Raw genomic sequence first — 22,522 nt, forward strand, 5'->3', positions numbered from 1 at the left:
GACACGGCAGCTCGCTGCGCTCGCGGCCTGCTCAACCAGCGGAGAACCGCTGCGGATCGGGCTGGTCGAGATCACCCACCCGCTGACCGAGCCCCACCCCGCTGAACGAGCCCCATCCGCTGATCGAGCTTGTCGAGATCACCCCAGCCCAACCCGCCCAACCGATTTCGAGGTGACCACATGACACTCACCGCAGACCAGTCCCCAGCCCACGCGCCGACCGGCGCGGCGGCCGACTTTCTCGCGCAACCCGTCGACCACCTGTCGAACATCCCATGGCCGTTCCCCGACGAGCTCGAGGAGTTCAACTACTCCGTCAACGTCGAGCCGGCCCGTGTTCCGCGTAGAACGCGCGGAGGGGAGTGGGGCCGCAACCTCGTCGACCTCGGCGGCGCCGAGTACACGTCGATCATGGCCGAGCGCAGGCGAATACTCGACGCCGATCCGTCTCGCGTGCGTATCCGACCCGGCATGGAGATCGCGTGCTGGGATCTGCTGCTGTACTACCTACGCGACCTCGCGCTCGCCTACCCACAATTCATGCACCTCGCCGAACTAGGGTCCGGCCGATTCCATTGGCGCAACGACCTTCTCGGCACCGACGCAGAGTTCACCCTCGGCGACGCGGCAACACTGCCCAGCGGACCGATGGACTTCCTCGCCCGTGAGGTTCCCGACGACCTGCTCCTGGTAGTCGAACGCGACGGCCGCCTGTACTTCGACGCCGGTGTCGTGACCTTCGCCGCGGCCTGGTCGGTGTCGTTCGACGTCGGCATGGACATGTACGAAATACATTCGCCCGTACCAGGTCTGATCCGTGACGGCATCGTCGCCCGAGCCGAGCAGTTCCTGCGGAGGCTGCCCGCCGACCAGGTCTACCGTCGCGTGAACTGGACCCTCTCGGCGTCGGACTCGCACAAGCTCGACGTCAGCCTCGAGGAGCTTCCCGAGTGGGGCCGCGACATCCCGGCTATGGTACGGGACAAGAACTTTGGCTCGGCGCGCTTGCGCATCGAGCTCGAGCACTTCATTCGACTCCCGATGTCGGGAGCCGTCACGTTCAACATCCGTACGTTCATGGCGTCGCTCGACGAGGTGCGACGTATCCCCGCGTGGTCGGCCCAGCTGGCCACCGTCATCGAGACCCTCGACGAGCGCATCGCCGCGTACAAGGGCTTCCTCGACTACCGCGACGACGTTGTCGCATATCTCCGCCAACCCGCCTAACCCGCTGATCGACCCCACCCTTCGCTGATCGACGCCCGCCGCTGATCGAGCTTGTCGAGATCACCCCACCCACCGCTGATCGAGCCTGTCGAGATCACCCCACCCACCGCTGATCGAGCTTGTCGAGATCACCAACCCGCTGATCAACCCCACCACCGCTGATCGAGCTTGTCGAGATCACCAAACCCGAGGACCTGCCATGGAACAACTTGCCGCCCACGCGGATCTGTCGTGGATGCTCGCCGCATTCGTGTTCGTTCTGCTCATGTTTCCCGGGCTCGCCTTCTATTACGGAGGCATGCTCGGGTCGCGCAATGTGCTGAACATGATGACGATGGTGCTCATCACCCTCGGCATCACCAGCGTGCTCTACGTCGTGTACGGGTACGGCCTCGTCTCGGGGCCGTCGGTCAACGGATGGGGGCTGATCGGCAATCCTGCCGAATACATCGGGCTCCTGAACTTCCAAACCGATGACGGCTCCGGGGGAACCCAAGTCCTTTACTACGCAGCATGGTTCATCCTGTTCGCCGCGATCACCGTGGCGATCGTGGCCAGCGGCGCGGCTGGCCGCATGAAGTTCTCGGCTTGGCTCGTCTTTGTGCCGATCTGGTTGACGCTGGTCTACTTCCCGGTCGCCCACTGGGTATTCAGCGCCGACACCGACGACGCCAAGGGCGGCTTCCTGCTGAACAAGATCGGCATACACGATTTCGCGGGCGGTACTGCGGTGCACATGAATTCAGGTGTCGCAGCGCTTGCGCTGGCACTCGTGCTCGGTGCACGCCGTAAGCGCATGGAGCGCCCACACAACGTGCCGATGGTCCTTCTCGGTGGCGGCATCCTGTGGTTCGGCTGGTTCGGTTTCAACGGCAGCTGTGCCCTGGGGGCGACCTTCTTGACCCAGTTCGTCATCCTCAACACGCTGCTGGCCGGTAGCGCCGGCATGATCGGCTTCGCCATCATCGAGAGGATTCGTGAAGGCCACGTGACATCGTTGGGTGTCATCACCGGCGCGATCGCCGGGCTCGTCGGTATCACCCCGTCGGCCAATGCGGTCAATTCGATTGGTGCACTCTGCGTGGGACTGCTCGCGGCCGGCGTCGTCGCATTCCTGATGAGCATCAAGTCTCGGTTCAAGGTCGACGACAGCCTCGACGCCTTCATCGTCCACGGCATCGGCGGCATCGTCGGAACGTTTTGCATCGTGCTCTTCGCGGCGTCCGCCGCACCCGCAGGTCTGACGGGCATCCTCTTCGGTGGCGACTTCGGTCTCCTCTGGCGCGAACTCGCGGGCATCGTGATCACCTGCACGTTCTCGTTCGTGATGACCTGGCTCATTGCGAAGGCCATCGACAAGACGATCGGCCTGCGCGTCGACGCCGAGACCGAGACGCTTGGCCTCGATGCCACCATCCACGCCGAGACCGCCTACGAGATCCCCGCGGCAGGCGTCGGGCACGCTCAGGGTGGCTTCTCCGGTATTCATCCCGAGCGGGCCGCAGAGAACATCGAGCGCGAACTCCCCACTGCCACAACCACACAACCGGCTGGCGCCACCACAGCGACGTCATCCTGAGCAGTCCTCGACCGTGAGAACGCCCGTGAGTGCGGAACGAGCCGCACACTCACGGGCGTTCTGCGTCCCGGAGTCGGGTCTGCCGACTGTGCGCTCCATCCCGCCGAGCGTGCACCCGCCTCATCCCGATACCACGACCTCACGCGGGCTTAACGCAACCGCAATACCCGAAGCGTCTACTGGGACTAGACAAAGGTTCATACGAGTAGACATACTGGATTCACTCCCACCCGAACTCCCGGAGCAACCATGACTGACACCCAGACCCTCGCCGAGCTCTGCGAGGCCAACAACACCAAGTTCATCCTCGCCATGTTCGTCGACCTTCGTGGCAAGCCATGCGCCAAGCTCGTTCCGGTCGAGGCCGTCGACGAATTGGCCACCGACGGAGTCGGTTTCGCCGGCTACGCCGTGGGCGCGATCGGCCAGGAGCCCAAAGACCCCGACCTGATGGCCATCCCCGACGTCTCGTCGTTCCTCCCGGTGCCCTTCATCAAGGAGGGGCTGGCCATCGTCCACTGTGATCCCTACGTGCTGGGCAAGCCGTGGCCGTTCGCTCCCCGCAACATCCTCAAGTCGCTGATCGCACAGACCGCCGACGCCGGCTTCGAGCCCTGGGTCGGCGCAGAGGTCGAGTACTTCCTGCTCAAGCGCGACGCCAGCGGCTCGCTGATCACCGCAGACGCGGCCGACGACTCCGACCGACCCTGCTACGACGTCCGCGGCCTCACCCGCATGTACGACCACCTCACCACTGTTTCGACGGCCATGAACCAGCTCGGCTGGAGTAACTACGCCAACGACCACGAAGACGGCAACGGCCAGTTCGAGCAGAACTTCGCCTATTCCGACGCGCTGACCACCGCCGACCGCGTGATCACCCTGCGCTACCTGCTCTCCACCTTCGCCGCCGAGCGCGGCATGGTCGCTACCTTCATGCCCAAGCCCTTCGCCGAACGCACCGGTTCCGGTCTACACCTTCACCTTTCGCTCACCTCGGCCGGAAACCCGGTGTTCCCGAACGCAGCCGACGACGATGAGCGTGGCCTCGGCCTCTCAGCGCAGGCATATGGATTCGTCGGTGGCATCCTCGAGCATGCTCCCGCCCTGCAGGCCGTGATGGCACCAACAGTCAACTCCTACAAGCGAACTGGTGCCACCGCGACCCGATCGGGCGCATCGTGGGCACCCCGAGTCCCCACTTACGGCGGCAACGACCGCACCCACTACGTCCGCATCCCCGACGAGCAGCGCGTCGAACTACGCGGCGGCGACGGCTCGGCCAACCCGTACCTGGCCATCGCGGCGGCGCTCGGCGCGGGACTCGACGGCATCAAGCGCAGCCTCGACCCCGGCGCGCTCGGCACCTGCCCTAAGCACATCTCTTCACTGCCGCTAACCCTGCTGCACGCCGTCGAAGCGCTCGAAGCCGACGCGGTCGTCACAGCGACGCTCGACGCCGCGATCCCCGACGAGTGGCCCGCCGACGCACAGACCGTCTCGCAGTACTTCTCGCACCTCAAGCGCGAGGAGTTCTTCGCGTGGCACTCCGCCGTCTCGCCCTGGGAGGTCGACCAGTACCTGACGGCCTTCTAGACCACCCGCTGATCGAGCCGACCACCGCTGATCGAGCTCCCCACCCGCTGATCGAGCCGGCCACCGCTGATCGAGCTTGTCGAGATCACCCACCCGCTGATCGAAACAACACCCGCTGATCGAGCCAACCCACCGCTGATCGAGCTCCCCACCCGCTGATCGAGCTCCCCACCCGCTGATCGAGCTTGTCGAGATCACCCCAACCAACGAAAGGTCCACATCATGTGCGGAATCGTCGGGTTGCACCTGCGCAACCCCGATCTCTATCCCCGCCTCGGGGAACTCCTCTCCGGAATGCTCGGCGAGATGCAAGACCGCGGTGCTGATTCGGCGGGCATCGCCGTCTACGGCAACCCGGAGTGGGCGCCCGCCGGACACGGCTGCGTCTGCCTCCTCGACGCCGACGTCGAACCTGCCGACGCCGCAGCCCTTCTCACCTCGACGCTCGGTACACCCGTTGCCGCGCAGAAGGTCGACGACACGCTGGTCGTATCGGCGGACCTCGACTCGGCAACCGTCCTCGACGCTGCCCGCTCCGCCTTTCCGACGGCGCTCGTCGCAGGCTTCGGCTCCGACCTGACCGTGCTCAAAGGTGTTGGTGCACCACGAGATCTAGCGCAGAAGTGGAACCTTGCATCGGCGTCGGGCTGGCAGGGCGTCGGACATACTCGCATGGCGACGGAATCGGCTGTGACTCCGTCGGGTGCACACCCCTTCGCCGTCGGTCCGGAGCAGTGCCTGGTGCACAACGGTTCGTTCTCCAACCATGCGACGATCCGCCGCGAATTGCGCTCTCAGGGCGTCGAATTCGACAGTGAGAACGACACCGAGGTCGGTGCGCGCTTCGTCGCCCATCAGCTCGCGCAGGGCAAGGACGTCGAAACGGCACTGAAAGAGGTGTGTGCCACCTTCGATGGCTTCTACACACTCCTCGTCTCCAACCGCGACTCCTTCGCGGTTGTCCGTGACGCCATCGCCTGCAAGCCCGCGGTCATCGCCGAGACACCCGACTGGGTCGCGATGGCGAGCGAATATCGCGCTCTTGCACACCTTCCCGGAGTCGACGAGGCTCGCATCTGGGAGCCCGAGCCCGAGGTGGTCTACGCATGGACACGCTGACAGCAACCCCAACCACATCCTCGCCCACGGAGAATCCGATGACCGATCTGTACTTCGACCTCGACACCACACCACTGCGTGAGATCAATTCGGCTCTGCACGGCGACATCTCGGGCGAGGTGATGATCGACAACCCGCACGGCGCACATAGCGTCGCGGCAGGCGTGAACGCCCCGGTCAAGATCACCGTCAACGGACACGTCGGCTACTACGCGGCGGGTATGAATCAGCAGGCCGAGATCATCATCAACGGCAACGCCGGAACCGGTGTCGCCGAGAACATGATGAGCGGAACCGTCGTCGTCAAGGGCAACGCGTCCCAGTCGGCCGGCGCGACCGCCCACGGCGGACTGCTCGTCGTCGAGGGCGACGCCGCGGCCCGCTGCGGCATCTCGATGAAGGGTGTCGACATCGTGGTCGGCGGCAACGTCGGCCACAGCAGCGCATTCATGGCGCAGGCCGGGCGCCTGGTCATCCGCGGCGACGCCGGACACGGCCTCGGCGACTCGATCTACGAAACCCGCTTGTACGTGCGGGGTTCCGTCGCATCCCTCGGCGCCGACTGCGTGGCCAAGCCGATGCGCAGCGAGCACCTCGAAGAACTCGCCGGACTCCTCAAGGCCGCCGGCTTCAAGGACGACGACCTGTCCGCGTACACCCGCTACGGCTCCGCCCGCGAGCTCTACCACTTCCACGTCGACAACTCGTCCGCCTACTGACGCCGGCCACCCGGCGGTCGAGCGCTCAACCCTCGCTGGTCGAGCCACAACCGCTGGTCGAGCTTGTCGAGACCACCCCACCCGCCGGCCGAGCCCTACTCTCGCTGGTCGAGCTTGTCGAGACCACCCACCTCGCCGGCCGAGCCCCGCCCGCCGGTCGAGCCCACCCGCTGGTCGAGCCACACCCGCTGGTCGAGCCCGTCGAGACCACTACCCACAACGGAGAATCCCATGTCCAACCTCAGCAACGCGCAGCGCGGTCTGCGCGAGTCGGCGACCTTCGATCGCTCAACCATCGCCGAGATCCAACGCGCCGCGGAGACAGGCGTTTACGACATCCGCGGGTGGGGCGCCAAGCGCAAACTGCCGCACTTCGACGACCTCCTGTTCCTCGGTGCCTCCATGTCGCGCTACCCCTTGGAGGGCTACCGCGAGCGCTGCGGCACCGACGTCACGCTCGGCACCCGCAACGCGAAGTACCCGCTGCACCTCGACACCCCTGTCACCATCGCGGGCATGAGCTTCGGCGCGTTGTCGGCAGGCGCGAAGGAGGCGCTTGGCCGTGGAGCGTCGGAGGTCGGGACGTCGACCACCACAGGCGACGGCGGCATGACCCCCGAGGAGCGCGGACAGTCCAAGAACCTTGTCTACCAGTACCTTCCGTCGCGCTACGGGATGAACCCCGACGACCTGCGCAAGGCCGACGCGATCGAGGTCGTCCTCGGACAGGGCGCAAAGCCGGGCGGCGGCGGAATGCTGTTGGGCCAGAAGATCACTGAGCGTGTGGCGGGTATGCGCACCCTGCCCGTCGGTATCGATCAGCGAAGCGCCTCGCGGCACCCCGACTGGACAGGTCCGGACGACCTCGCGATCAAGATCAACGAACTGCGCGAGATCACCGACTGGGAGAAGCCGATCTACGTCAAGGTCGGCGCCACCCGCACCTACTACGACGTCAAGCTCGCGGTGCATTCCGGCGCCGACGTCGTCGTGGTCGACGGCATGCAGGGCGGAACGGCCGCCACCCAGGAAGTCTTCATCGAGCACGTCGGCATTCCGACACTCGCCGCGATTCCCCAAGCGGTGCAGGCACTTCAAGAGCTCGGAGTGCACCGGGAGGTCCAGCTCATCGTCTCCGGCGGCATCCGCAACGGCGCCGACGTCGCGAAGGCCATGGCACTCGGAGCCGACGCCGTGGCGATCGGTACCGCCGCACTGATTGCCTTGGGCGACAACGATCCTCGATACCAGGACGAGTACGCGGCACTGGGATCGGCCGCGGGCTTCTACGACGACTTCCAGAACGGCAAGGATCCGGCCGGTATCACCACCCAGGACCCGGAGCTGTCTGCGCGCTTCGACCCGATCGCCGGTGGACGCCGACTCGCCAACTTCCTGCGCGTGACCACGATGGAGGCGCAGACCATCGCCCGCGCCTGCGGCAAGGCACACCTGCATCACCTGGAACCCGAAGACCTGGTGGCGATCTCGATCGAGGCCGCGGCCATGGCGCGCGTTCCGCTCGCGGGTACCAACTGGATCCCCGGGACGGGAGCGGGTCTGTGAGTACCGAAACCGCATCCATCGTCATCATCGGCGGTGGCCTCGAGGGCGTCGCGACGGCGTGGGCGCTGGCGCAGCGCGGCATCACAGATGTCGTTGTGTGCGAGCGCGATACCGTCGGAGGAGGAATGACGGGCAAGTCGTCGGGCATCGTCCGTTGCCACTACGGTGTCAGTTCGCTCGCGGCCATGGCTGCCATCGGCCTCGAGGTGTTCGAAAAGGCCGAGGAGATCTTCGGCACCGACATCGGCTTCCGCCAGACCGGCTACGTCGTCGGAGTCGGGGAGCCCAACGTCGAGAATCTTCGGAAAAGCCTTGCAGCCCAGCGCGAGGTCGGAGTGCAGACCGAGGAGATGGACATCTCCGACGTGGCAAAGCTCTGGCCAGCAGCCGATCTCGAACCGTTCGCCGCGTTCGGCTGGGAAGAACGAGGCGGCTACGGTGACGCGTATCAGACTGCGCAGGCGTTCGCGGCGTCGGCGCGAGCTGCCGGTGTCCGAATCAAACAGGGCACCACGGTTTCCGGTCTGCTGACCGACGGAGAGCGCGTCAGCGGAGTCGAACTCACCGACCACTCGACCATCTCCGCCGACACGGTCGTCGTCGCGACAGGCGTCTGGACCAAGCCCTTCCTCGACAGGTACGGCATCGACGTCCCGATCACGGTGCACCGCGAGCAGATCGTGATGATCCATCCGGGCATGGAACTCGGTGAGGTGCCGGTGTTCTCGGACTTGGTGTCGCTGCAGTACGTGCGCCCGGACGTCCGCGGTGAGATCCTGTTCGGCAACTCAGATCTCGCCGAGCTAGAGGTCGCCAACCCCGACGGTTACCTCAATCGCGCCGACGAGGCATTCCTCGACCTCACCGTCGACAAGGTCGGCACCCGATTCCCGGCCTTCACCGACGCGAGCATCACCAGCAGCTACGCGGGCTGCTACGACGTCACGCCCGACTGGAACCCGGTGATCTCCACCGGTCCGCTCGACGGACTCGTCATCGCCGCCGGATTCAGCGGTCACGGTTTCAAGATCTCGCCGGCCGTCGGGCGTCTCGTCGCCGACCTCGTCGTTGACGGTCGCAGCAACGATCCGCGCATCCCGGAATCCGACTTCCGGCTGTCCCGCTTCGACGACGGTGACCTGCTCAAGACCAGATTCCCGTACGTCGGCGCGGGCGAGATGCGGTAGCGGATGTGTGCTCTGTACGGCGGAACACCGACGTCCGCCGGACCTCGCCGTCTACCCGGAGTGAAGTCCGTCTACCGATATGCTGGCGAGGTGACCGACGACGCTCTGATCCGTAACCAGTCGGGGACCGCGCGCGAACGTCCCGTCGATCAACCCGTCGAAGAACTTGAACTCGAATCGGCGATTGCGCACAACGTCCGACGTCTCCGCAGGCAGGAGGGGCTGTCGGTCGGCGACATGGCCGCCAAGGTCGGCATCTCCAAGGCGATGCTCTCCAAGATCGAGAACGCGCAGACCTCGTGCAGCCTGAGCACTTTGGCGGCGCTTGCGACCGCATTCGACGTCTCGGTGACCTCACTCTTCCGCGGCGCCGACCTCGAACGGTCCGCCGTGTTCGTCAAGGCGGGGGAGGGCTCGCAGATCGTGCGCGAGGGATCGCGCGAGGGCCACGAATACGAGATGCTCGGCTCGCTTCGCGGCGAGCACAAGCGCCTCGAATGCCTCCTGGTGACGCTCACCGAGAAGTCGGTGACGCAGCCGCTGTTCCAGCACCCGGGCACCGAGTTCATCTTCATGCTCGACGGAACAATGGACTACGCGCACTCACGCTCGGTTTACCGACTCAGCCCCGGCGATTCGCTGCAACTCGACGGCGAGGGCGCGCACGGGCCGGTCGAACTGGTCGAACTCCCGATCCGGTTCCTCTCGGTCATCGCGTTCCCGGACTCGGCCATCTGACACCGGAGCCCGCCGGTCGAGCCACACCCGCCGCCGGTCGAGCTTGTCGAGACCACCTCAGCTCGAGTACACGCGGATCCAGTCGAGCGTCATGTACGACGGGTTCGGCGTCGTGAGGTCGGGGTCGCCCGGCCAGTTCCCGCCGACGGCGAGCGTCAGCAGGAGGTACGTCGGCTTGTTGAACACCCACTTCTTGTCGGCGCTCAACTGCGACGCCCGGTAGCTGCCCACCGTCCGCCCGTCGAGCGCGACGGTGATCGCATCCTTCGACTTCGTGACGGAGTACGTGTGGAAGTCGGTCGACAGATCGGCGATCGCACCGGAGTTGCCGAGTTGCCATGTCCCGCCTGACGTCGTCGGACCGTGCAGGTGATTCGTGTATGCCGTTGTCACAGAGGGAGTTTCGATGACGTCGATCTCACCGCTCTCGGGCCAACCCGCCGAGTAGATGTCGGTGCCCATCAGCCAGAACGCCGGCAGTAGACCCTTGCCCGCGGGAAGTTTGATCCTGGCCGACGCCGTCCCGTAGGTGAATGCCACCTTGCCCAGGGTGTTGAGGCGCGCCGACGTGATCGACGTCCCGTTGGAGCGTGCCGCGATCACCAAACGACCGTTGCCGTCGAGGTAGGAGTTCTGCCGCGAGTTGGTATAGGTCTGCCACTCGTTGTTGCCCCAGCCACCGCCGCCGGTTTCGAAGTTCCAGTTCGACGTCGACGGTGAGCTGCCTGCCGCGCCGTTGAACTCGTCTGACCACACCAAAGTGGCCGCACGAGCCGGCGCGACATGCGAGAACCCAAGGGCCGTCAACGATGCGACAAGTGTGAGTGCGATCGGACCGGTCAGGCGGCGCAGCCTTGATGTGACGCGGCGTCGTATCGAGTGGGGGAGGGTCGGCCGGGGTGGGCGTCGATTCATCGGGACGTTCTCCTCGTCGGTGCTATCCCCCGGTGATGACAATTCGGACACTATCGAACGATCGCCTCGTCTGCCAGCCGAACAGCGAATCCGTGTAGCAATCTGTGATGCCGCGCCTATCAACGGCATTCAGCGTCCCAGCCACCTCCCAGCCTCCAAGTGACTCAGCGATCTCCCAGCCGACGTCGAGTGCCTCGCAAGTCTCGGTTGGCATTGTCGGTGATGTCAGAGAGAGCGCTCACCGACGAGCGGTCCGCCGAAGTGAAAGAGGTAGTCATGCCCATCCCGAACAACAACCAGCAGCAGCGCCAGAACCCCGCTCCGGCACAGCGTCGTCGCCGGGTGCGTCGCTTCGACTCGCGCACCCGTCGCTGGAACTGGGTGTGGGTCAACTGATCGGCGCTGTTCCATCCCTTCGCGAGACCCCGCCTGGCCAAGGCGGGGTCTCGTCGCGTGAAAACCAGTTGCACCGCGTCGTCGACCAGTGCCAAGCTGACACGCTTGCCGCAGAAGGAGGACACCACGCCCGCAACAACATCTACGCTCGACGCGCTCGCGAGGGAGCACCCCCATGTACGACGCGCCGTCACCGTGATCGCGCAGTTGTTCAACGATGCGCTCCCCGCAGCCCCTGTGTCCATCGACACCTTCCTGACAACACATCTCTGTGCTGACCGGAACGAACTCTTCGTGCAGGTCATGTCCATCAACCCGGCCAGTAGAATCGCCGCAGGCCTCGTTCTCGGCGACCTGATCGAAAATGATTCTCCCGCAACCGGTCCGGACGAAGACGACGCACCTCCGCGGTGGGCAGAACGCAGTGTCGGCGACGACGAGTTCTCGGTCCCCGCCGACATCTCGCTGGCCTTCACCCCCGATAATCCGTCGGCAGTGGACCGTTGGTGATTTCGTCGTTGCTCAGCGATGCCAACTCGAGAGCCACCATCTCGCTGTACGCACCGAATGAGCTCCGCGGCATGGTGTCTCGTGCCGTCGTTGAGCTTCGTCGTCGTATCGATTCACGTAACCCGCTGCGCGGCAGAGTGTTATCGGTATCGGTGGTCTACAACGAGATCTCGCTGTCGGCTGCCCCCGCGCCGTCGACAACCCGCGCCGATATCGCGATCCCCGACAGCGTATGGCGCGAGGTGGATCTGAGCATCTCCGCTGTCACGTCTCGTCACGAGATCCTCACCGCGGCGGGAATGTCGACGAGTCGTGGTCTGCTGCTCGCCGGGCGTCCCGGTGTCGGTAAGACGGCGATCGCTCGGACGATCGCCGCAGAACTGCTCGGCGACTTCACCGTCGTCATCGTCGAATCCGCCGCAGTCATGGCGAAGCTCGGGTCCGTCTACGCCATGGCCGATGTCCTCGGACCGCTCGTCGTGATCCTCGACGACGTCGACCTCTACGTCCGCCGCCGCGGTGACGGCGACGACTCCGCGCTCGGTGCGCTGCTGTCGGCACTCGACGGCGCGACGGCCCACGACCGCGTCCTGACGATCGCGACGACGAACGATCCGCGCGCCCTCGACGGCGCCGCCACGCGCGCAGCACGTTTCGACTCGGTGATCGAGCTCAATCCTCCCGATGATGCTGCAGCAGAGGCGATTCTGTCGGGAGTGCTCGCGAGAATCGGTGCCCTCGACGTCGATGTCGCACGGGTTGTGGCAGCACTGCCGCGCGATCGCAGCGGCGCTGACGTGAGCGAATTGGTCCGTCGCGCAATCCTCGTCGACGGAGCCGAACTGACCACCGCGACGCTGTTGTCGGTGATCGGTTTGCGCGCGCACGAGGCCGCACTGCCGACGGGCACCTACCTGTAGCGCAGCGACACTCGCCTACCGCTGACCGTCGACGGTCAGCCGGCTTCGGCGGGGTGCACTCTCGACCGTCGGCAACTGCGTCGACACGCCGCGCAGCGCCAGCACGATGGTCCCCGTGACCGATACGTGTGCGGGCAACTCAGCGTTGAGGGTGCGGCGATGCCCCGACGTGTCGACGACCGTGATGTCGACGAGATGTGCGCCGGCGAGTTCGTTTCCGGGGAAGGCGACGTCGTCGATGGCGGTGGTGAGGGGCAATGAGGCGTCGACGTGGAGCACGGCGCGTTCTGCGGTGAGCTGCGCACTGCTGATTCGAGTGACCAGCGCGGGGAACCACACCGCCTCGGGGCACAGCGCCTGACTGACGGGCTCACCCGACTCATCGAGGAAGAACGCGACCTTGCGCCGCAACGACTCCTCCCGGAGCGAGATGTCGTTCACGAGGATGTCGCACCCCGAGCATCGAATAGGCAAGCGCCACTTTGTCGAATCGAACGATCTGGCCACGGTGACCCCTTTCAGAGAGGGCAGTATGTCGAACAGTGTCACCACTTCGGTCTACGCCCGACGCCCCGCCGACGACAGCATCCGGGGCGCTAAGACTTCATCAACGGCGCTAAGAGTTCGTCAACGTGATGTACGCCGCTGTCCGTCGTTCGTCTGGACCCTTGCTGAATGACGTTGGGCGGGGGTATCGGCGAGTATTCTGACCTGCATGGCACGTGCCCCGCTCAAACGTCGAACCTCGTCACGGGCACGGATCCTCGAGTCGGTGGGCACCATCCTCGAGTCGGGTGTGCGCTACGCGGACGTCCCGGTCGAACGCATTCTGACGACTGCCAACGTGTCCCGATCGACCTTCTACCAATGGTTCGACGACAAGGGCGATCTGATCGAGAACGCGGCCGAACCGTTCTTCACCGCGTTCTGGGAGGTGTCGGACCAGTGGTGGATGCGAACTGAGCCGATGGGCCCTGACGACCTCGCCGACACCATCACCCGCATGTTCCAACTGGGGCGCGAGCACGGCCCCGTCTGGCGCGCCTTCCTCGAGACGGTCGACCGCGACGCCCGACTACGTACCGAGTTCGGCGGCTTCCTCGACCTGTACACGACGAAGATGGCAGACCGCCTTCGCCGTGACCAGATGGACGGCCTCGCCCCTGCGGACCTAGATCCGGATCAGACGGCGCGATTCATCACCGTCACCACGCGGGGCAGCCTCCTGGACCTGGTGAACGCCCCGGAGAAATGCGACGCCGCGTTCGCCGCGTCGCTTGCCCGCGCGTACTGGTTGGCGATGTACGGACCGGATTCTTTGGCTTGTGGTGAGGTCTCGCAGACGCAGGGCAGTTCGACGTAGCGCGATTCAGAAGTAGCCGTTCGCGGGCAGCGTGGTGCCGTTGACTGCGAGATCTCCCAGCGCAATCGCCTTGTACGACGTCGGGTTGTGCAGTGTGATCGTCCTGATGTTGCGCCAGTGTCGGTCCAGATTGCATGCGCGACTGGCCGACGATGCTCCGCCGACGTCGAACAGTGCTGTGGCAGTGGGTAATGCGACGGAGTCGACGTGCACCTTCACGCGTGCGGCGGCGACGGAGGCTCGCTCGAACAGCGTGGCGTCGATCACGCCCTGACGCGCGCACTCGAATGCGGCCTCGACGTCGCGAGCTGCGGCGAGAACAGCGGCGCGTGCCACGTGTGCAGCGGCGTCGATCTCGCCGATCGTCTTGAGCAGCACAGGGTCGTGACGAGGCTCGTCGGCGGGCGCGTGGTCGAATGTCCGTGTGCGACCACGCACCAGCTCAATCGCATCGTCGTTCACCGACAACAGGATTCCGGTGATGAGCGCCTGTAGGAAGAGTTGCAGCAGAGGAGCGTCGTTGGCGATGCGCGGCGCACCCGGTGCAGCGAGGTCGACGATTCCGAGGATGTCGTCGGCGGTGACCACGACATCGGTGAACTGCGTCGAACCGGTTCCGGTGCGGTGCTGTCCGATTCCGTCCCAGTCGTCGATCACCGAGACGCCCGCTCGGTCGACGGGGACGATGAGGCGTGCAAGTCGCTCTCCGCCCTGCGCGTCGTCGACCGTGGCCTGCACGGCGATGAAGTCGGCAAAAGCTGTTCCAGTGGAATAGAATTTCTCGCCGGAGAGCACCCAGCCGGTGTCGGTGGGGCGGATGGTCGTGGCGAATCTGCGAGCCCCAGCCGAACCGGCCCGCTCGCTTGTGGCATTGCCGAAGACGGCACCGTCGGCGATCAGGGCACTCCACCGATCACGGACAGGCCCGTCGGGCAGACGCTTGATCTGTTCGACGAACCAGTAGTGCGCCCGCAGGATGTGAGCCGCGATCGGGTCGGCCCGCGCAAGGTCGACGATGAACTCGACGAGTTCGACGACATCGGCTCCGCCGCCGCCGTGTTCCGCGTCGAGAGTGAGGGCGGTGAGGCCCGCGTCGCGCAGCAGCTCGATCTGTGCGCGCGGATCCTCGCCGGCGCGTTCGCGCTCGGCCGATCCCGCTGCGATCTCCGCGAGCACTGCCGCACGGTCGGCGACGACCCTCGTTGCTGCCGTCATGCCGACACCTCTTCACGGTGTGTGATGAATGCGCCGCGGTAGCCCGCCGCGGGGTGCGTATCCGGCAGTCGGTCGCGACCGGTCAACTTCGCACGCACGGTGCCCGCTGCGTAATCACGTTGTGCCAGCCCGCGATCCCGCAGAACCGGCAGGACGTGCTCCGCGAATTCGATGTAGCTCCCCGGGATGGTCGCGTTGATGACATTCACACCGCCGACGCCCGCATCCCGCCACAACTCGAGGCGATCGGCGATCTGTTCGGGAGTTCCCACGACTCTGCCTGAGCGGCTGCGCAATTCGGCAAGGTCGCGGACCGTCGGCTCGCGATCGGGTACCGCCTCGCGCAACCACAGCAGGGTGCTCTGCGTGCCCTGGGTCTCGATGTCTCCGATGGGCGTATCCAGATCGTAGTGGCCGAGATCGATGCCGAGTCCGCCTGCCGAGTGCGCGATGATCGTGCTGGGGTCGATGAGGTCGTCGAGCTCGCGAGCCTTGCGCGTGGCTTCCTCTTCGGTGGAGCCGATCACGAATGAAAGTCCTTGGAAGAACGTGAGATCCTGCGGATCACGCCCGGCTTCGGCAACCAGCCGTCGAGTGTCGTCGATAAGCCCCTTCGCCGCAGCGGGATTCGGCGAGACGATGAACTGTGCCTCGGCATTGCGGGCGGCGAAACGTCGGCCAGCGGGTGACGAACCCGCCTGAAAGAGAACAGGTGTGCGCTGCGGAGACGGCGCGACGAGATGCGGTCCCTCGACTCGGTACCGCTCGCCGACGTGATGGATCTTGTGCACCTTGTCGAAGTCGGCGTGCACACCGGACTCCTTGTCCTGGATGAGCGCGTCGTCGTCCCACGAGCCCTCCCACAGCTTGTAGACGACGTCGACGTACTCCTGCGCCCAGGCGTAGCGGTCGTCGTGGCGCGTGATGCCGTCGTAGCCGAAGTTGCGCCACGCGTTGCTCGACAGGCTGGTGACGATGTTCCACGCGACCCGCCCGCGCGAGGCGTGATCGAGTGTCGAGATCTTGCGCGCGAAGTCGAACGGATGCTCCTGCAGGATCGAACTGGTCACGGCGATACCGAGATTCTCGGTGTGCGAAGCCAATGCAGAGGCGAGGACCAGTGGATCGTTGCTCGGAATCTGCAGTCCCGAGTCGACAAACTTCTTCCAGTCGCCCTGGTAGTCGTCGTAGAGGCCGACGACGTCGGCGGAGAAGATGAAGTCGAACTTGGCCTGCTCCAACGTCTTCGCGAGTGAGATCCAATGATCGAGGTCATTGAAGTTCGTCTGCTGCGCCTCCGGTGCGCGCCAGGCTCCGTGCAGGATGTGCGACGTCGTATTCATCACGAACGCGGCGAATCTGAGGGGTACGGGTTGGGCCATGCGCGTGACGTTACGACTGAGCCCGACGTGATGACTACTTGGAATCAGGGTGATGACAAGAAGTGACCAGCGGTGTCGTGTTTCCTACGGTTGGCCGGTCCCTGACTGAGGAGTGAACTGGTGTTGCGTCTTTCCCGCCGATGGCGGACCCGCATCCTGCCGGCCGTCGGCTTGGCCGTCTGTGTGATGCTTGCCGCCTGCGGTCGGCCGGAGACCGGCGACGGATCATCGAAAGGCGTTGCGGCGTCGCCCGGTGAGCTGGTGTCGGGTGGAGTCATCGAGTACGGGCATGAGCAAGAGCCGCCATGCGTCCACGGCGGTTGGGTCCAGAACGCGTACCTTGCACGGCAGTACCTCGACAACCTGGTCTCACTTGATGACAGCGGCAAGCCGGTCCCGTGGCTCGCCACGAGTTGGGATATCTCGCCCGACAGACGCAGCTACACGTTCCACCTCAAGCCCGGTGTGAAGTTCACCGACGGAACAGAACTCGACGCCGCCGCCGTCAAGACCAACATCAACGGGTATCTCGATCCTGACAGTCCAAATGGCACGGTCGTCTCGTATATCGGGCAGTACTTCGAATCCGACGAAGTGGTCGACAAGTTGACCTACCGTCTCCATCTCAAGGCGCCGTACACGCCGCTGCTGACCGTTCTCTCGCAGGGCTACTTCGGAATTCAGTCGCCGACAGCGCTGGCGCGAGGACCCAAGATCAACTGTGCGCAGCCGGTCGGCTCGGGTCCGTTCAAGATCGCGCAGTGGGATCGCAACCGCAGTATCACCTTCGTCCGCAATGATCAGTACAACTCAGCGCCCGCAAACGCAAAGCATCAGGGTCCCGCGTACGTCGACAAGGTGATCTGGAAGTTCTTGAAAGATCCCGTCCTGCGGTACGGTTCGCTGACCAGCGGATCGTCGGACGTCATCTACAACGTCCCCGCGCTGAACTGGGCCGAGGCGACCCGCAAGTTCCAGACGGAGCAGTACATCACTCCGGGCAGACCCAACGCGATCACGCTCAACGTCGCACACGCGCCGTTCGACGATGTGCGCGTCCGCCAAGCGCTCGCGTACTCCGCGGACCGTAAGAAGTCCGTCGAGACCGCCTATCTCGGCGTGGTGCCCTACAACGCCAACGGGGCATTGAGTCAGAGCACCCCCGACTACGACCCGAAAGCCGGTGACTATGAACATGATCCGGCGAAGGCTAATGCTCTCCTCGACTCGGCGGGTTGGACGCAACGCGATGGCGACGGCATTCGTGAGAAGGACGGAAAGCGGCTGACCGCACGCGTTGTCTATCCGGCCGATTCGATCATCGGGGCCGAAGGCGCAGGTATTCTGCAGGACGTCGCTGCACAGGCACGCGAGGTCGGCTTCGACCTTCAGCTTGTACCCGCCACACAGAGTGCGTACTTCGGCGGCAACTACGCCAAGGCCGATACCTATGACGCGTACGTGGGCTACTGGACCAGTCCGACGCCGGGCCTGCTCTACATCAACTGGCGACAACGGCTGTCCGACAACCCGAATCCGTACAACACGGCGTTCTACAACGATCCGCATCTGCAGGGACTCATCGAGCAGGCAAACTCGTCGGCCGATCCCGCGCAGGCAGCGTCGTTGTACTCCGACGCGCAGCGACTCATCGGCGACAACGCTCTGTCGATCGGATTGTACACGCAGACGACGTCATTGGCGTCGAACCCCAAACTCCACGACGTGTGGATCGAGAAGTCTCAAGGCGAACCGGTGTTCGCGGATGCGAGGTTTGTCCGATGACCGTGCTCGACGACCGCGAATCCGCCGGCGACGCGGCGCCCGCGGAGAAAGTTCCGACGCCATCCTGGCGACGTCCCCCACGTGCCGTGGTGCGCTGGGGAGCAAAGCTCGGCTCAGCGGTGTTCGTCCTCTGGGCGGCTGCGTCGATCACGTTCCTACTACAGGTGATCGCGCCCGGCGATCGAGCCACGCTGCTACTGAATCTGTCGTCGGGGCTCAGTCGGGAGCGCACGCCCGACGAGACCGCGCCGGTGAACGCGCAGTATGGCTTCACCGATCCGGTGTGGCAGCAGTACCTCCACTACCTCGGCGGGCTGCTGCGTGGCGATCTCGGCACGTCGTACCAGCTAGGACAACCGGTCAACGAAATCATTGCCGCGCAAGTAGGTCCGACGCTCGTGCTGACGTTCAGCGCGTTGATCGTGGCCTGGATTCTGGTGCTCTTCCTCACCACGCTCACTGCGGGACGTCGAGGCCCGTGGGGCGCGATCGGCTCGTTCGTCGAGACCGTGAGCGCTGGACTTCCGCAGTACTGGATCGGATCGATCCTGCTGGTGGTCTTCGCGATCAACCTCGGATGGTTCCCGGTCGAGAGTGGTACCGGGGTTCGTGGCCTGGTGCTCCCGGTGTTGACACTGGCGATTCCGCTTGCCGGGTTCCTCGGGCAGATCGCACGTGACGAGTTCGCACGAGCGCTCGACCAGCCTTTCGTCCTCACCGCGCGCAGTCGCGGTCTCGGTGAGCTTTCCGTGCGGAGCCGACACGTGCTGCGTCACTCGGTCCTGCCGGCCATCACCGTGTCGGGGTGGGCGATGGGCGCGCTGCTTTCGGGTGCGGTGATCGCCGAGACGGTGTTCGCACGAGCAGGCATCGGCCAGACCCTGGTGAGTGCTGCGACATCGCGCGATGTCCCGCTCGTGAGCGGCATCGTCATCTTTGTCGCACTGATCTACACCATCGCCAACCTGGCAGTGGATGCGCTCTACACCGTCATCGACCCCCGGATCGAGGTCCCGTGACCGTTATCGAGAATCCCACAGCCCCAACCGAATCCGAAGGATCGTCGTCGGGTTCTGCCTTCAGCGCGCTGCTGTCGACGTTGAAGACCCGCAATCCCGTTCCGACAGCCGACAAGCGCCGTCGACCTCCGTGGAGTGTTGTCGCGGGAGCCATTGTTGTCGTGTTGCTTGTTCTCGCGGCAGCAGTTCCATCGCTGCTTGCGCCGTACGATCCGTTCGCCATCAACCTCGACGCCACGCTGTCGCCGCCGAGCTGGTCGCACCTATTTGGCACTGATCTCAACGGGCGAGACCTGTTCAGCCGCGTCATCTACGGCACACGCGAGTCGCTCGGTATCGGCCTTGGTGCGGTCGCCGTCGCAACGGTGCTCGCCGTGTTCCTGGGTATCGCCGCGGGGCTCTTGGGGCGGATCGCAGGAGCACTCGCGAACAGGTGGATCGAGATCATGTTCGCCTTCCCCACAGTGCTTCTCGGCCTACTTCTGGTGTCGGTGTTCGGCCCCGGAGCGTCGACTCTGATCTTTGCCATCGGAATCGGCATCGCGCCAGGGTACGCACGCATCGTGCGCGGCCAGGTACTCGCCGTCCGCAATGCGCCCTACATCGAGGCCGCTACCGCCATCGGTCACTCACGTGGCCGAATCCTGCTGCAGCACATCGCTCCCAACTCGCTGAGACCGATGATCGTCACGGCCACATTGGGTATCGGCCAGGCGATCATCTGGGCGTCGGGGCTGGCATACCTCGGGCTCGGCGTCGCACCACCAGCACCGGAATGGGGCGCGCTGCTCGACTCCGGCCGCACGTACATCACTGTCGCCTGGTGGCTGGAGATCTTCCCTGGTCTCGTGATCGTCGTTGCTGCATTGGCATTCACGACGCTGGGCCGCTACCTCGGCCAGCGTTTGGAAGGAGACAGGCGATGAGCCTGGTGGACATCAAAGATCTGCACATTGCTTTTGGCAGCCGCGAGATCGTCAAGGGAGTCTCGCTGCAACTGGACGCGGGTGAATGTCTGGCGATCGTTGGGGAGTCGGGGTCGGGTAAGTCGGTGACCGCACGAACTTTGATCGGACTGACCGGCGACGGAGCTGAGATCACAGCCGAGCGCATTGAGTTCGACGGCCAATCGCTACGTGGACTGTCTGATCGAGGGTGGCGCAAGATTCGCGGCCGCGAGATCGGCTTCGTCCTGCAGGACGCGTTGGTGTCACTCGATCAACTGCGCACCGTCGGCAGTGAGATAGGGGAGGCCATCTCAGTACATGACCGTGGGCGCGCATTCGGCGCAGGACTGTCGAGGACAGCGAGGGCACAGCGAGCCGAACGAGTGGTCAAACTGCTCGATCTGGTCGGTGTGCCCGAGCCGAAGGTCCGTGCGGGACAACGTCCACACGAGTTGTCCGGTGGACTTCGGCAACGTGCGCTGATCGCATCGGCGCTTGCGCGGGACCCGAAGCTGGTGATCGCCGACGAGCCGACGACCGCGCTCGATGCGACTGTGCAGGCACAGATCCTCGAGGTGTTGCGACAGGCGAAACAGCGCGGCAGCGGCATCATCTTGATCTCTCACGATCTGGCCGTCGTCGCGAGTCTGGCCGACCGGATCGCCGTGATGCGGTCCGGTGAGCTCGTCGAATACGGTGATGCGCAACAGATTCTGAGCGACCCGCAGCACGAGTACACGCAGGGACTGCTGGCGGCGATTCCTTCTCGAGCGTCGAAGGGAACCCTCCTCACCACCGGTGCGACACTACCTTCTGCGACTCCCATCTCCGACGACCAGCCGCCTGCTCTACGCGTACGCGACCTCCGAAAGACGTTCGGCGGTAGGGATAATCACCGTCATGCCGCAGTGCAGGGAGTGAGCTTCGACCTTCGGCCAGGACAGACGCTGGGAATCGTCGGCGAGTCCGGATCGGGTAAGACGACGACGGCGCGCATCGTGCTGGGACTGACCGAACCCGATTCGGGAACCGTCGAACTGAATGGCCGACCGTGGAGTTCGTTGTCGGATGCACAGCGAAGGTCGACGCGCCAACAGATTTCGGTGATCTATCAGGATCCGCTGAGCTCCTTCGATCCGCGGTGGACCGTCGAGCGGATCATCGCAGATGCTCTCCGCGTCAGAGGTTTACGCGGTAGTGCACTCGACGCCAAGGTGTCGGAGCTGCTCGACCACGTCGGACTCTCCGACGCCTTTCGTACGCGACATCCGTTGCGACTCTCCGGAGGTCAACGACAGCGTGTGGCGATCGCACGGGCGCTCGCCCCCGAACCGTCGGTGATCGTGTGCGACGAACCCGTCTCGGCACTTGACGTCTCGATCCAGGCGCGCATTCTCGATCTGCTCGCCACACTGCAGGCCGAGACGGGAGTTGCGCTGCTGTTCATCTCGCACGACCTCGGCGTGATCCACCACATCAGCGACGACATCATCGTGATGCGATCCGGCGAGGTCGTCGAATCCGGCACTGCCGACGAGGTGTTCGAGAACCCGCAGCACCCGTACACCAGGGAGTTGCTCGCCGCGGTGCCGACGATCGGCGGGGAAAGGGTGGCCTAGTCTGTCATCCACCTCGTGCAGCGAGGTAGGCCGCCCGAAGGTCTGCCGGCACCCGCCCGCGATCGGAGACGGAAATGCCCCGTGCCAGAGCCCATTTCCGGATCTGCGCAGCGCTCGGTGTCGACAAAGCTGTCACCGCGGACTCCTGCGACGCGGTGAGCGACCGTTCGTGCAGGCATGCACCGAACCAGCGGTAGAGCCATTCCTGTGCCAACGCACGAGTCTCGCAGAACACGATTGGAACCGACGGAAAACGCGCCTGCGCCTCGGCGACACGGTGGCAGTAGACCTTCGACGTGCGCGGCCACGTCTCGCGAGCCTGCAACACGATCCCGTCGCGGCCGAGAGGCAACCGCACCAGGTAGGGCAGTGACGTGCCCTCTTCGGGGTTGCGTGCGATGAGCAGGTCGTCGGCCATAGGAACTCAGATTGCCGGACTGATTCGACGATGCACAACCCCGACGACGCGGAGCTCTGCGACTACGAGCCCTCAGTGAGTTGGAAACTCTCAGCAAGTAGTCAGCGGTCTCCTAGGTAGTGCTGCGCCGAGAAGTCGCGTACCTGACTGCGGATTCATTTCTAGGCGCAACTCGCGAGAGTTGATGTCGGCAGGTCCCACACCAGTCGGTCCAACCAGCACAATCTAGTATCTCGTGTCGTTAGTTAGTTAATGGTTGGGGGTTTGAGATACTCGGCTATGGCGAATTCTCCGGCTCCCGC

At 64.7% G+C, this 22,522-nt stretch carries 21 protein-coding genes; 15 read left to right on the plus strand and 6 right to left on the minus strand.

The features are described from left to right. Positions 1-180 precede the first annotated feature (180 nt). From A5766_RS09985 to A5766_RS10005, 5 genes are all read left to right on the plus strand, one after another. Positions 181-1,227 (plus strand): heme-dependent oxidative N-demethylase family protein, encoded by a 1,047-nt coding sequence (locus A5766_RS09985; RefSeq protein WP_005205384.1) that lies wholly within the window; start codon positions 181-183, stop codon positions 1,225-1,227. Positions 1,228-1,426: 199 nt separating this feature from the next. Then, positions 1,427-2,806, plus strand: a complete 1,380-nt coding sequence (locus A5766_RS09990) for an ammonium transporter (RefSeq protein ID WP_005205386.1) — start codon at positions 1,427-1,429, stop codon at positions 2,804-2,806. A 249-nt stretch (positions 2,807-3,055) separates the two neighbouring features. Next, complete coding sequence (glnT, locus tag A5766_RS09995; RefSeq protein WP_005205388.1) at positions 3,056-4,402, plus strand: type III glutamate--ammonia ligase; 1,347 nt, start codon at positions 3,056-3,058, stop codon at positions 4,400-4,402. Positions 4,403-4,624: 222 nt separating this feature from the next. Continuing rightward, the gene (locus A5766_RS10000; protein WP_005205390.1) at positions 4,625-5,521 is read left to right on the plus strand and encodes a glutamine amidotransferase; all 897 of its coding nucleotides are present in this window, start codon (positions 4,625-4,627) and stop codon (positions 5,519-5,521) included. Then, positions 5,509-6,240, plus strand: coding sequence for a protein glxC (locus tag A5766_RS10005; protein WP_005205392.1), 732 nt, complete (start codon positions 5,509-5,511; stop codon positions 6,238-6,240). Before A5766_RS10000 ends, A5766_RS10005 begins: the two co-directional genes overlap by 13 nt. A 95-nt stretch (positions 6,241-6,335) precedes the next feature. Here the strand turns inward: A5766_RS10005 and A5766_RS24380 are convergent, their stop codons facing one another. Continuing rightward, positions 6,336-6,473, minus strand: a complete 138-nt coding sequence (locus tag A5766_RS24380) for a hypothetical protein (RefSeq protein WP_156527431.1) — start codon at positions 6,471-6,473, stop codon at positions 6,336-6,338. Between A5766_RS24380 and A5766_RS10010 the strand changes: the two genes are divergently transcribed. The 3 genes from A5766_RS10010 to A5766_RS10020 are packed head-to-tail and all read left to right on the plus strand — an operon-like array spanning position 6,472 to position 9,731. Beyond that, positions 6,472-7,806 (plus strand): FMN-binding glutamate synthase family protein, encoded by a 1,335-nt coding sequence (locus tag A5766_RS10010; protein ID WP_005205394.1) that lies wholly within the window; start codon positions 6,472-6,474, stop codon positions 7,804-7,806. The two genes, A5766_RS24380 and A5766_RS10010, sit on opposite strands and share 2 nt — an antisense overlap. Further along, a complete protein-coding gene (locus A5766_RS10015) occupies positions 7,803-8,993 on the plus strand; it encodes an NAD(P)/FAD-dependent oxidoreductase (RefSeq protein ID WP_005205395.1) in 1,191 nt (396 codons plus the stop codon). Before A5766_RS10010 ends, A5766_RS10015 begins: the two co-directional genes overlap by 4 nt. A 3-nt stretch (positions 8,994-8,996) precedes the next feature. Next, positions 8,997-9,731, plus strand: a complete 735-nt coding sequence (locus tag A5766_RS10020; protein ID WP_005205397.1) for a helix-turn-helix domain-containing protein — start codon at positions 8,997-8,999, stop codon at positions 9,729-9,731. A gap of 57 nt (positions 9,732-9,788) precedes the next feature. Here A5766_RS10020 and A5766_RS10025 read toward each other — a convergent pair whose 3' ends face one another. Next, positions 9,789-10,646 carry a glycoside hydrolase family 16 protein gene (locus tag A5766_RS10025; RefSeq protein WP_005205398.1) on the minus strand — a complete coding sequence of 286 codons (858 nt, stop codon included), beginning with the start codon at positions 10,644-10,646 and terminating at the stop codon, positions 9,789-9,791. Positions 10,647-11,147: 501 nt separating this feature from the next. Between A5766_RS10025 and A5766_RS25000 the strand changes: the two genes are divergently transcribed. Both A5766_RS25000 and A5766_RS25005 read left to right on the plus strand, forming a co-directional pair. After that, positions 11,148-11,552, plus strand: coding sequence for a hypothetical protein (locus A5766_RS25000; protein WP_231894608.1), 405 nt, complete (start codon positions 11,148-11,150; stop codon positions 11,550-11,552). A 71-nt stretch (positions 11,553-11,623) separates the two neighbouring features. Continuing rightward, positions 11,624-12,472, plus strand: a complete 849-nt coding sequence (locus A5766_RS25005; protein WP_231894609.1) for an AAA family ATPase — start codon at positions 11,624-11,626, stop codon at positions 12,470-12,472. A 15-nt stretch (positions 12,473-12,487) separates the two neighbouring features. Here the strand turns inward: A5766_RS25005 and A5766_RS10040 are convergent, their stop codons facing one another. Further along, positions 12,488-13,024, minus strand: a complete 537-nt coding sequence (locus A5766_RS10040; protein WP_005205406.1) for a hypothetical protein — start codon at positions 13,022-13,024, stop codon at positions 12,488-12,490. A 163-nt stretch (positions 13,025-13,187) separates the two neighbouring features. Between A5766_RS10040 and A5766_RS10045 the strand changes: the two genes are divergently transcribed. Then, a complete protein-coding gene (locus A5766_RS10045) occupies positions 13,188-13,835 on the plus strand; it encodes a TetR/AcrR family transcriptional regulator (protein WP_051993795.1) in 648 nt (215 codons plus the stop codon). A 6-nt stretch (positions 13,836-13,841) separates the two neighbouring features. Here A5766_RS10045 and A5766_RS10050 read toward each other — a convergent pair whose 3' ends face one another. Together A5766_RS10050 and A5766_RS10055 are read right to left on the minus strand one after the other, a co-directional pair. Further along, positions 13,842-15,050, minus strand: coding sequence for an acyl-CoA dehydrogenase family protein (locus tag A5766_RS10050; protein ID WP_005205408.1), 1,209 nt, complete (start codon positions 15,048-15,050; stop codon positions 13,842-13,844). After that, positions 15,047-16,432, minus strand: a complete 1,386-nt coding sequence (locus A5766_RS10055) for an LLM class flavin-dependent oxidoreductase (RefSeq protein WP_005205409.1) — start codon at positions 16,430-16,432, stop codon at positions 15,047-15,049. The genes A5766_RS10050 and A5766_RS10055 overlap by 4 nt, the downstream gene beginning before the upstream one ends. A gap of 186 nt (positions 16,433-16,618) precedes the next feature. Here A5766_RS10055 and A5766_RS10060 point away from each other — a divergent pair, with 186 nt between their 5' ends. Genes A5766_RS10060 through A5766_RS10075 form a run of 4 tightly spaced genes read left to right on the plus strand, consistent with a single transcriptional unit; the run spans position 16,619 to position 21,802 of the window. Continuing rightward, positions 16,619-18,217: an ABC transporter substrate-binding protein gene (locus A5766_RS10060; RefSeq protein ID WP_082965492.1), complete on the plus strand. Its 1,599-nt coding sequence runs from the start codon at positions 16,619-16,621 to the stop codon at positions 18,215-18,217. Next, the gene (locus tag A5766_RS10065; RefSeq protein ID WP_005205411.1) at positions 18,214-19,236 is read left to right on the plus strand and encodes an ABC transporter permease; all 1,023 of its coding nucleotides are present in this window, start codon (positions 18,214-18,216) and stop codon (positions 19,234-19,236) included. The genes A5766_RS10060 and A5766_RS10065 overlap by 4 nt, the downstream gene beginning before the upstream one ends. Continuing rightward, on the plus strand, positions 19,233-20,162 hold the full coding sequence (locus A5766_RS10070) for an ABC transporter permease (RefSeq protein ID WP_005205412.1): 930 nt from the start codon (positions 19,233-19,235) through the stop codon (positions 20,160-20,162). The genes A5766_RS10065 and A5766_RS10070 overlap by 4 nt, the downstream gene beginning before the upstream one ends. After that, positions 20,159-21,802, plus strand: coding sequence for a dipeptide ABC transporter ATP-binding protein (locus tag A5766_RS10075; RefSeq protein ID WP_005205413.1), 1,644 nt, complete (start codon positions 20,159-20,161; stop codon positions 21,800-21,802). Before A5766_RS10070 ends, A5766_RS10075 begins: the two co-directional genes overlap by 4 nt. A 4-nt stretch (positions 21,803-21,806) precedes the next feature. Here the strand turns inward: A5766_RS10075 and A5766_RS10080 are convergent, their stop codons facing one another. Further along, on the minus strand, positions 21,807-22,220 hold the full coding sequence (locus tag A5766_RS10080; RefSeq protein WP_005205414.1) for an Lsr2 family DNA-binding protein: 414 nt from the start codon (positions 22,218-22,220) through the stop codon (positions 21,807-21,809). Between the last annotated feature and the right edge of the window lie 302 nt (positions 22,221-22,522).

This window comes from Gordonia sp. 852002-51296_SCH5728562-b, from assembly GCF_001665475.1.
Taxonomy (GTDB): domain Bacteria; phylum Actinomycetota; class Actinomycetes; order Mycobacteriales; family Mycobacteriaceae; genus Gordonia; species Gordonia sputi.

What these genes read in the sequence shown, in the direction of transcription:
- A5766_RS24380 (WP_156527431.1), bottom strand. Translation starts at nt 6,473, where the DNA reads ATGGGATTCTCCGTTGTGGGTAGTGGTCTCGACGGGCTCGACCAGCGG.
- A5766_RS10075 (WP_005205413.1), top strand. Translation starts at nt 20,159, where the DNA reads ATGAGCCTGGTGGACATCAAAGATCTGCACATTGCTTTTGGCAGCCGC.
- A5766_RS10055 (WP_005205409.1), bottom strand. Translation starts at nt 16,432, where the DNA reads ATGGCCCAACCCGTACCCCTCAGATTCGCCGCGTTCGTGATGAATACG.
- A5766_RS10005 (WP_005205392.1), top strand. Translation starts at nt 5,509, where the DNA reads ATGGACACGCTGACAGCAACCCCAACCACATCCTCGCCCACGGAGAAT.
- A5766_RS10050 (WP_005205408.1), bottom strand. Translation starts at nt 15,050, where the DNA reads ATGACGGCAGCAACGAGGGTCGTCGCCGACCGTGCGGCAGTGCTCGCG.
- A5766_RS10045 (WP_051993795.1), top strand. Translation starts at nt 13,188, where the DNA reads ATGGCACGTGCCCCGCTCAAACGTCGAACCTCGTCACGGGCACGGATC.
- A5766_RS10020 (WP_005205397.1), top strand. Translation starts at nt 8,997, where the DNA reads ATGTGTGCTCTGTACGGCGGAACACCGACGTCCGCCGGACCTCGCCGT.
- A5766_RS25005 (WP_231894609.1), top strand. Translation starts at nt 11,624, where the DNA reads ATGGTGTCTCGTGCCGTCGTTGAGCTTCGTCGTCGTATCGATTCACGT.
- A5766_RS09985 (WP_005205384.1), top strand. Translation starts at nt 181, where the DNA reads ATGACACTCACCGCAGACCAGTCCCCAGCCCACGCGCCGACCGGCGCG.
- A5766_RS10065 (WP_005205411.1), top strand. Translation starts at nt 18,214, where the DNA reads ATGACCGTGCTCGACGACCGCGAATCCGCCGGCGACGCGGCGCCCGCG.
- A5766_RS10000 (WP_005205390.1), top strand. Translation starts at nt 4,625, where the DNA reads ATGTGCGGAATCGTCGGGTTGCACCTGCGCAACCCCGATCTCTATCCC.
- A5766_RS10060 (WP_082965492.1), top strand. Translation starts at nt 16,619, where the DNA reads ATGCTTGCCGCCTGCGGTCGGCCGGAGACCGGCGACGGATCATCGAAA.
- A5766_RS09990 (WP_005205386.1), top strand. Translation starts at nt 1,427, where the DNA reads ATGGAACAACTTGCCGCCCACGCGGATCTGTCGTGGATGCTCGCCGCA.
- A5766_RS10080 (WP_005205414.1), bottom strand. Translation starts at nt 22,220, where the DNA reads ATGGCCGACGACCTGCTCATCGCACGCAACCCCGAAGAGGGCACGTCA.
- A5766_RS10025 (WP_005205398.1), bottom strand. Translation starts at nt 10,646, where the DNA reads ATGAATCGACGCCCACCCCGGCCGACCCTCCCCCACTCGATACGACGC.
- A5766_RS10010 (WP_005205394.1), top strand. Translation starts at nt 6,472, where the DNA reads ATGTCCAACCTCAGCAACGCGCAGCGCGGTCTGCGCGAGTCGGCGACC.
- glnT (WP_005205388.1), top strand. Translation starts at nt 3,056, where the DNA reads ATGACTGACACCCAGACCCTCGCCGAGCTCTGCGAGGCCAACAACACC.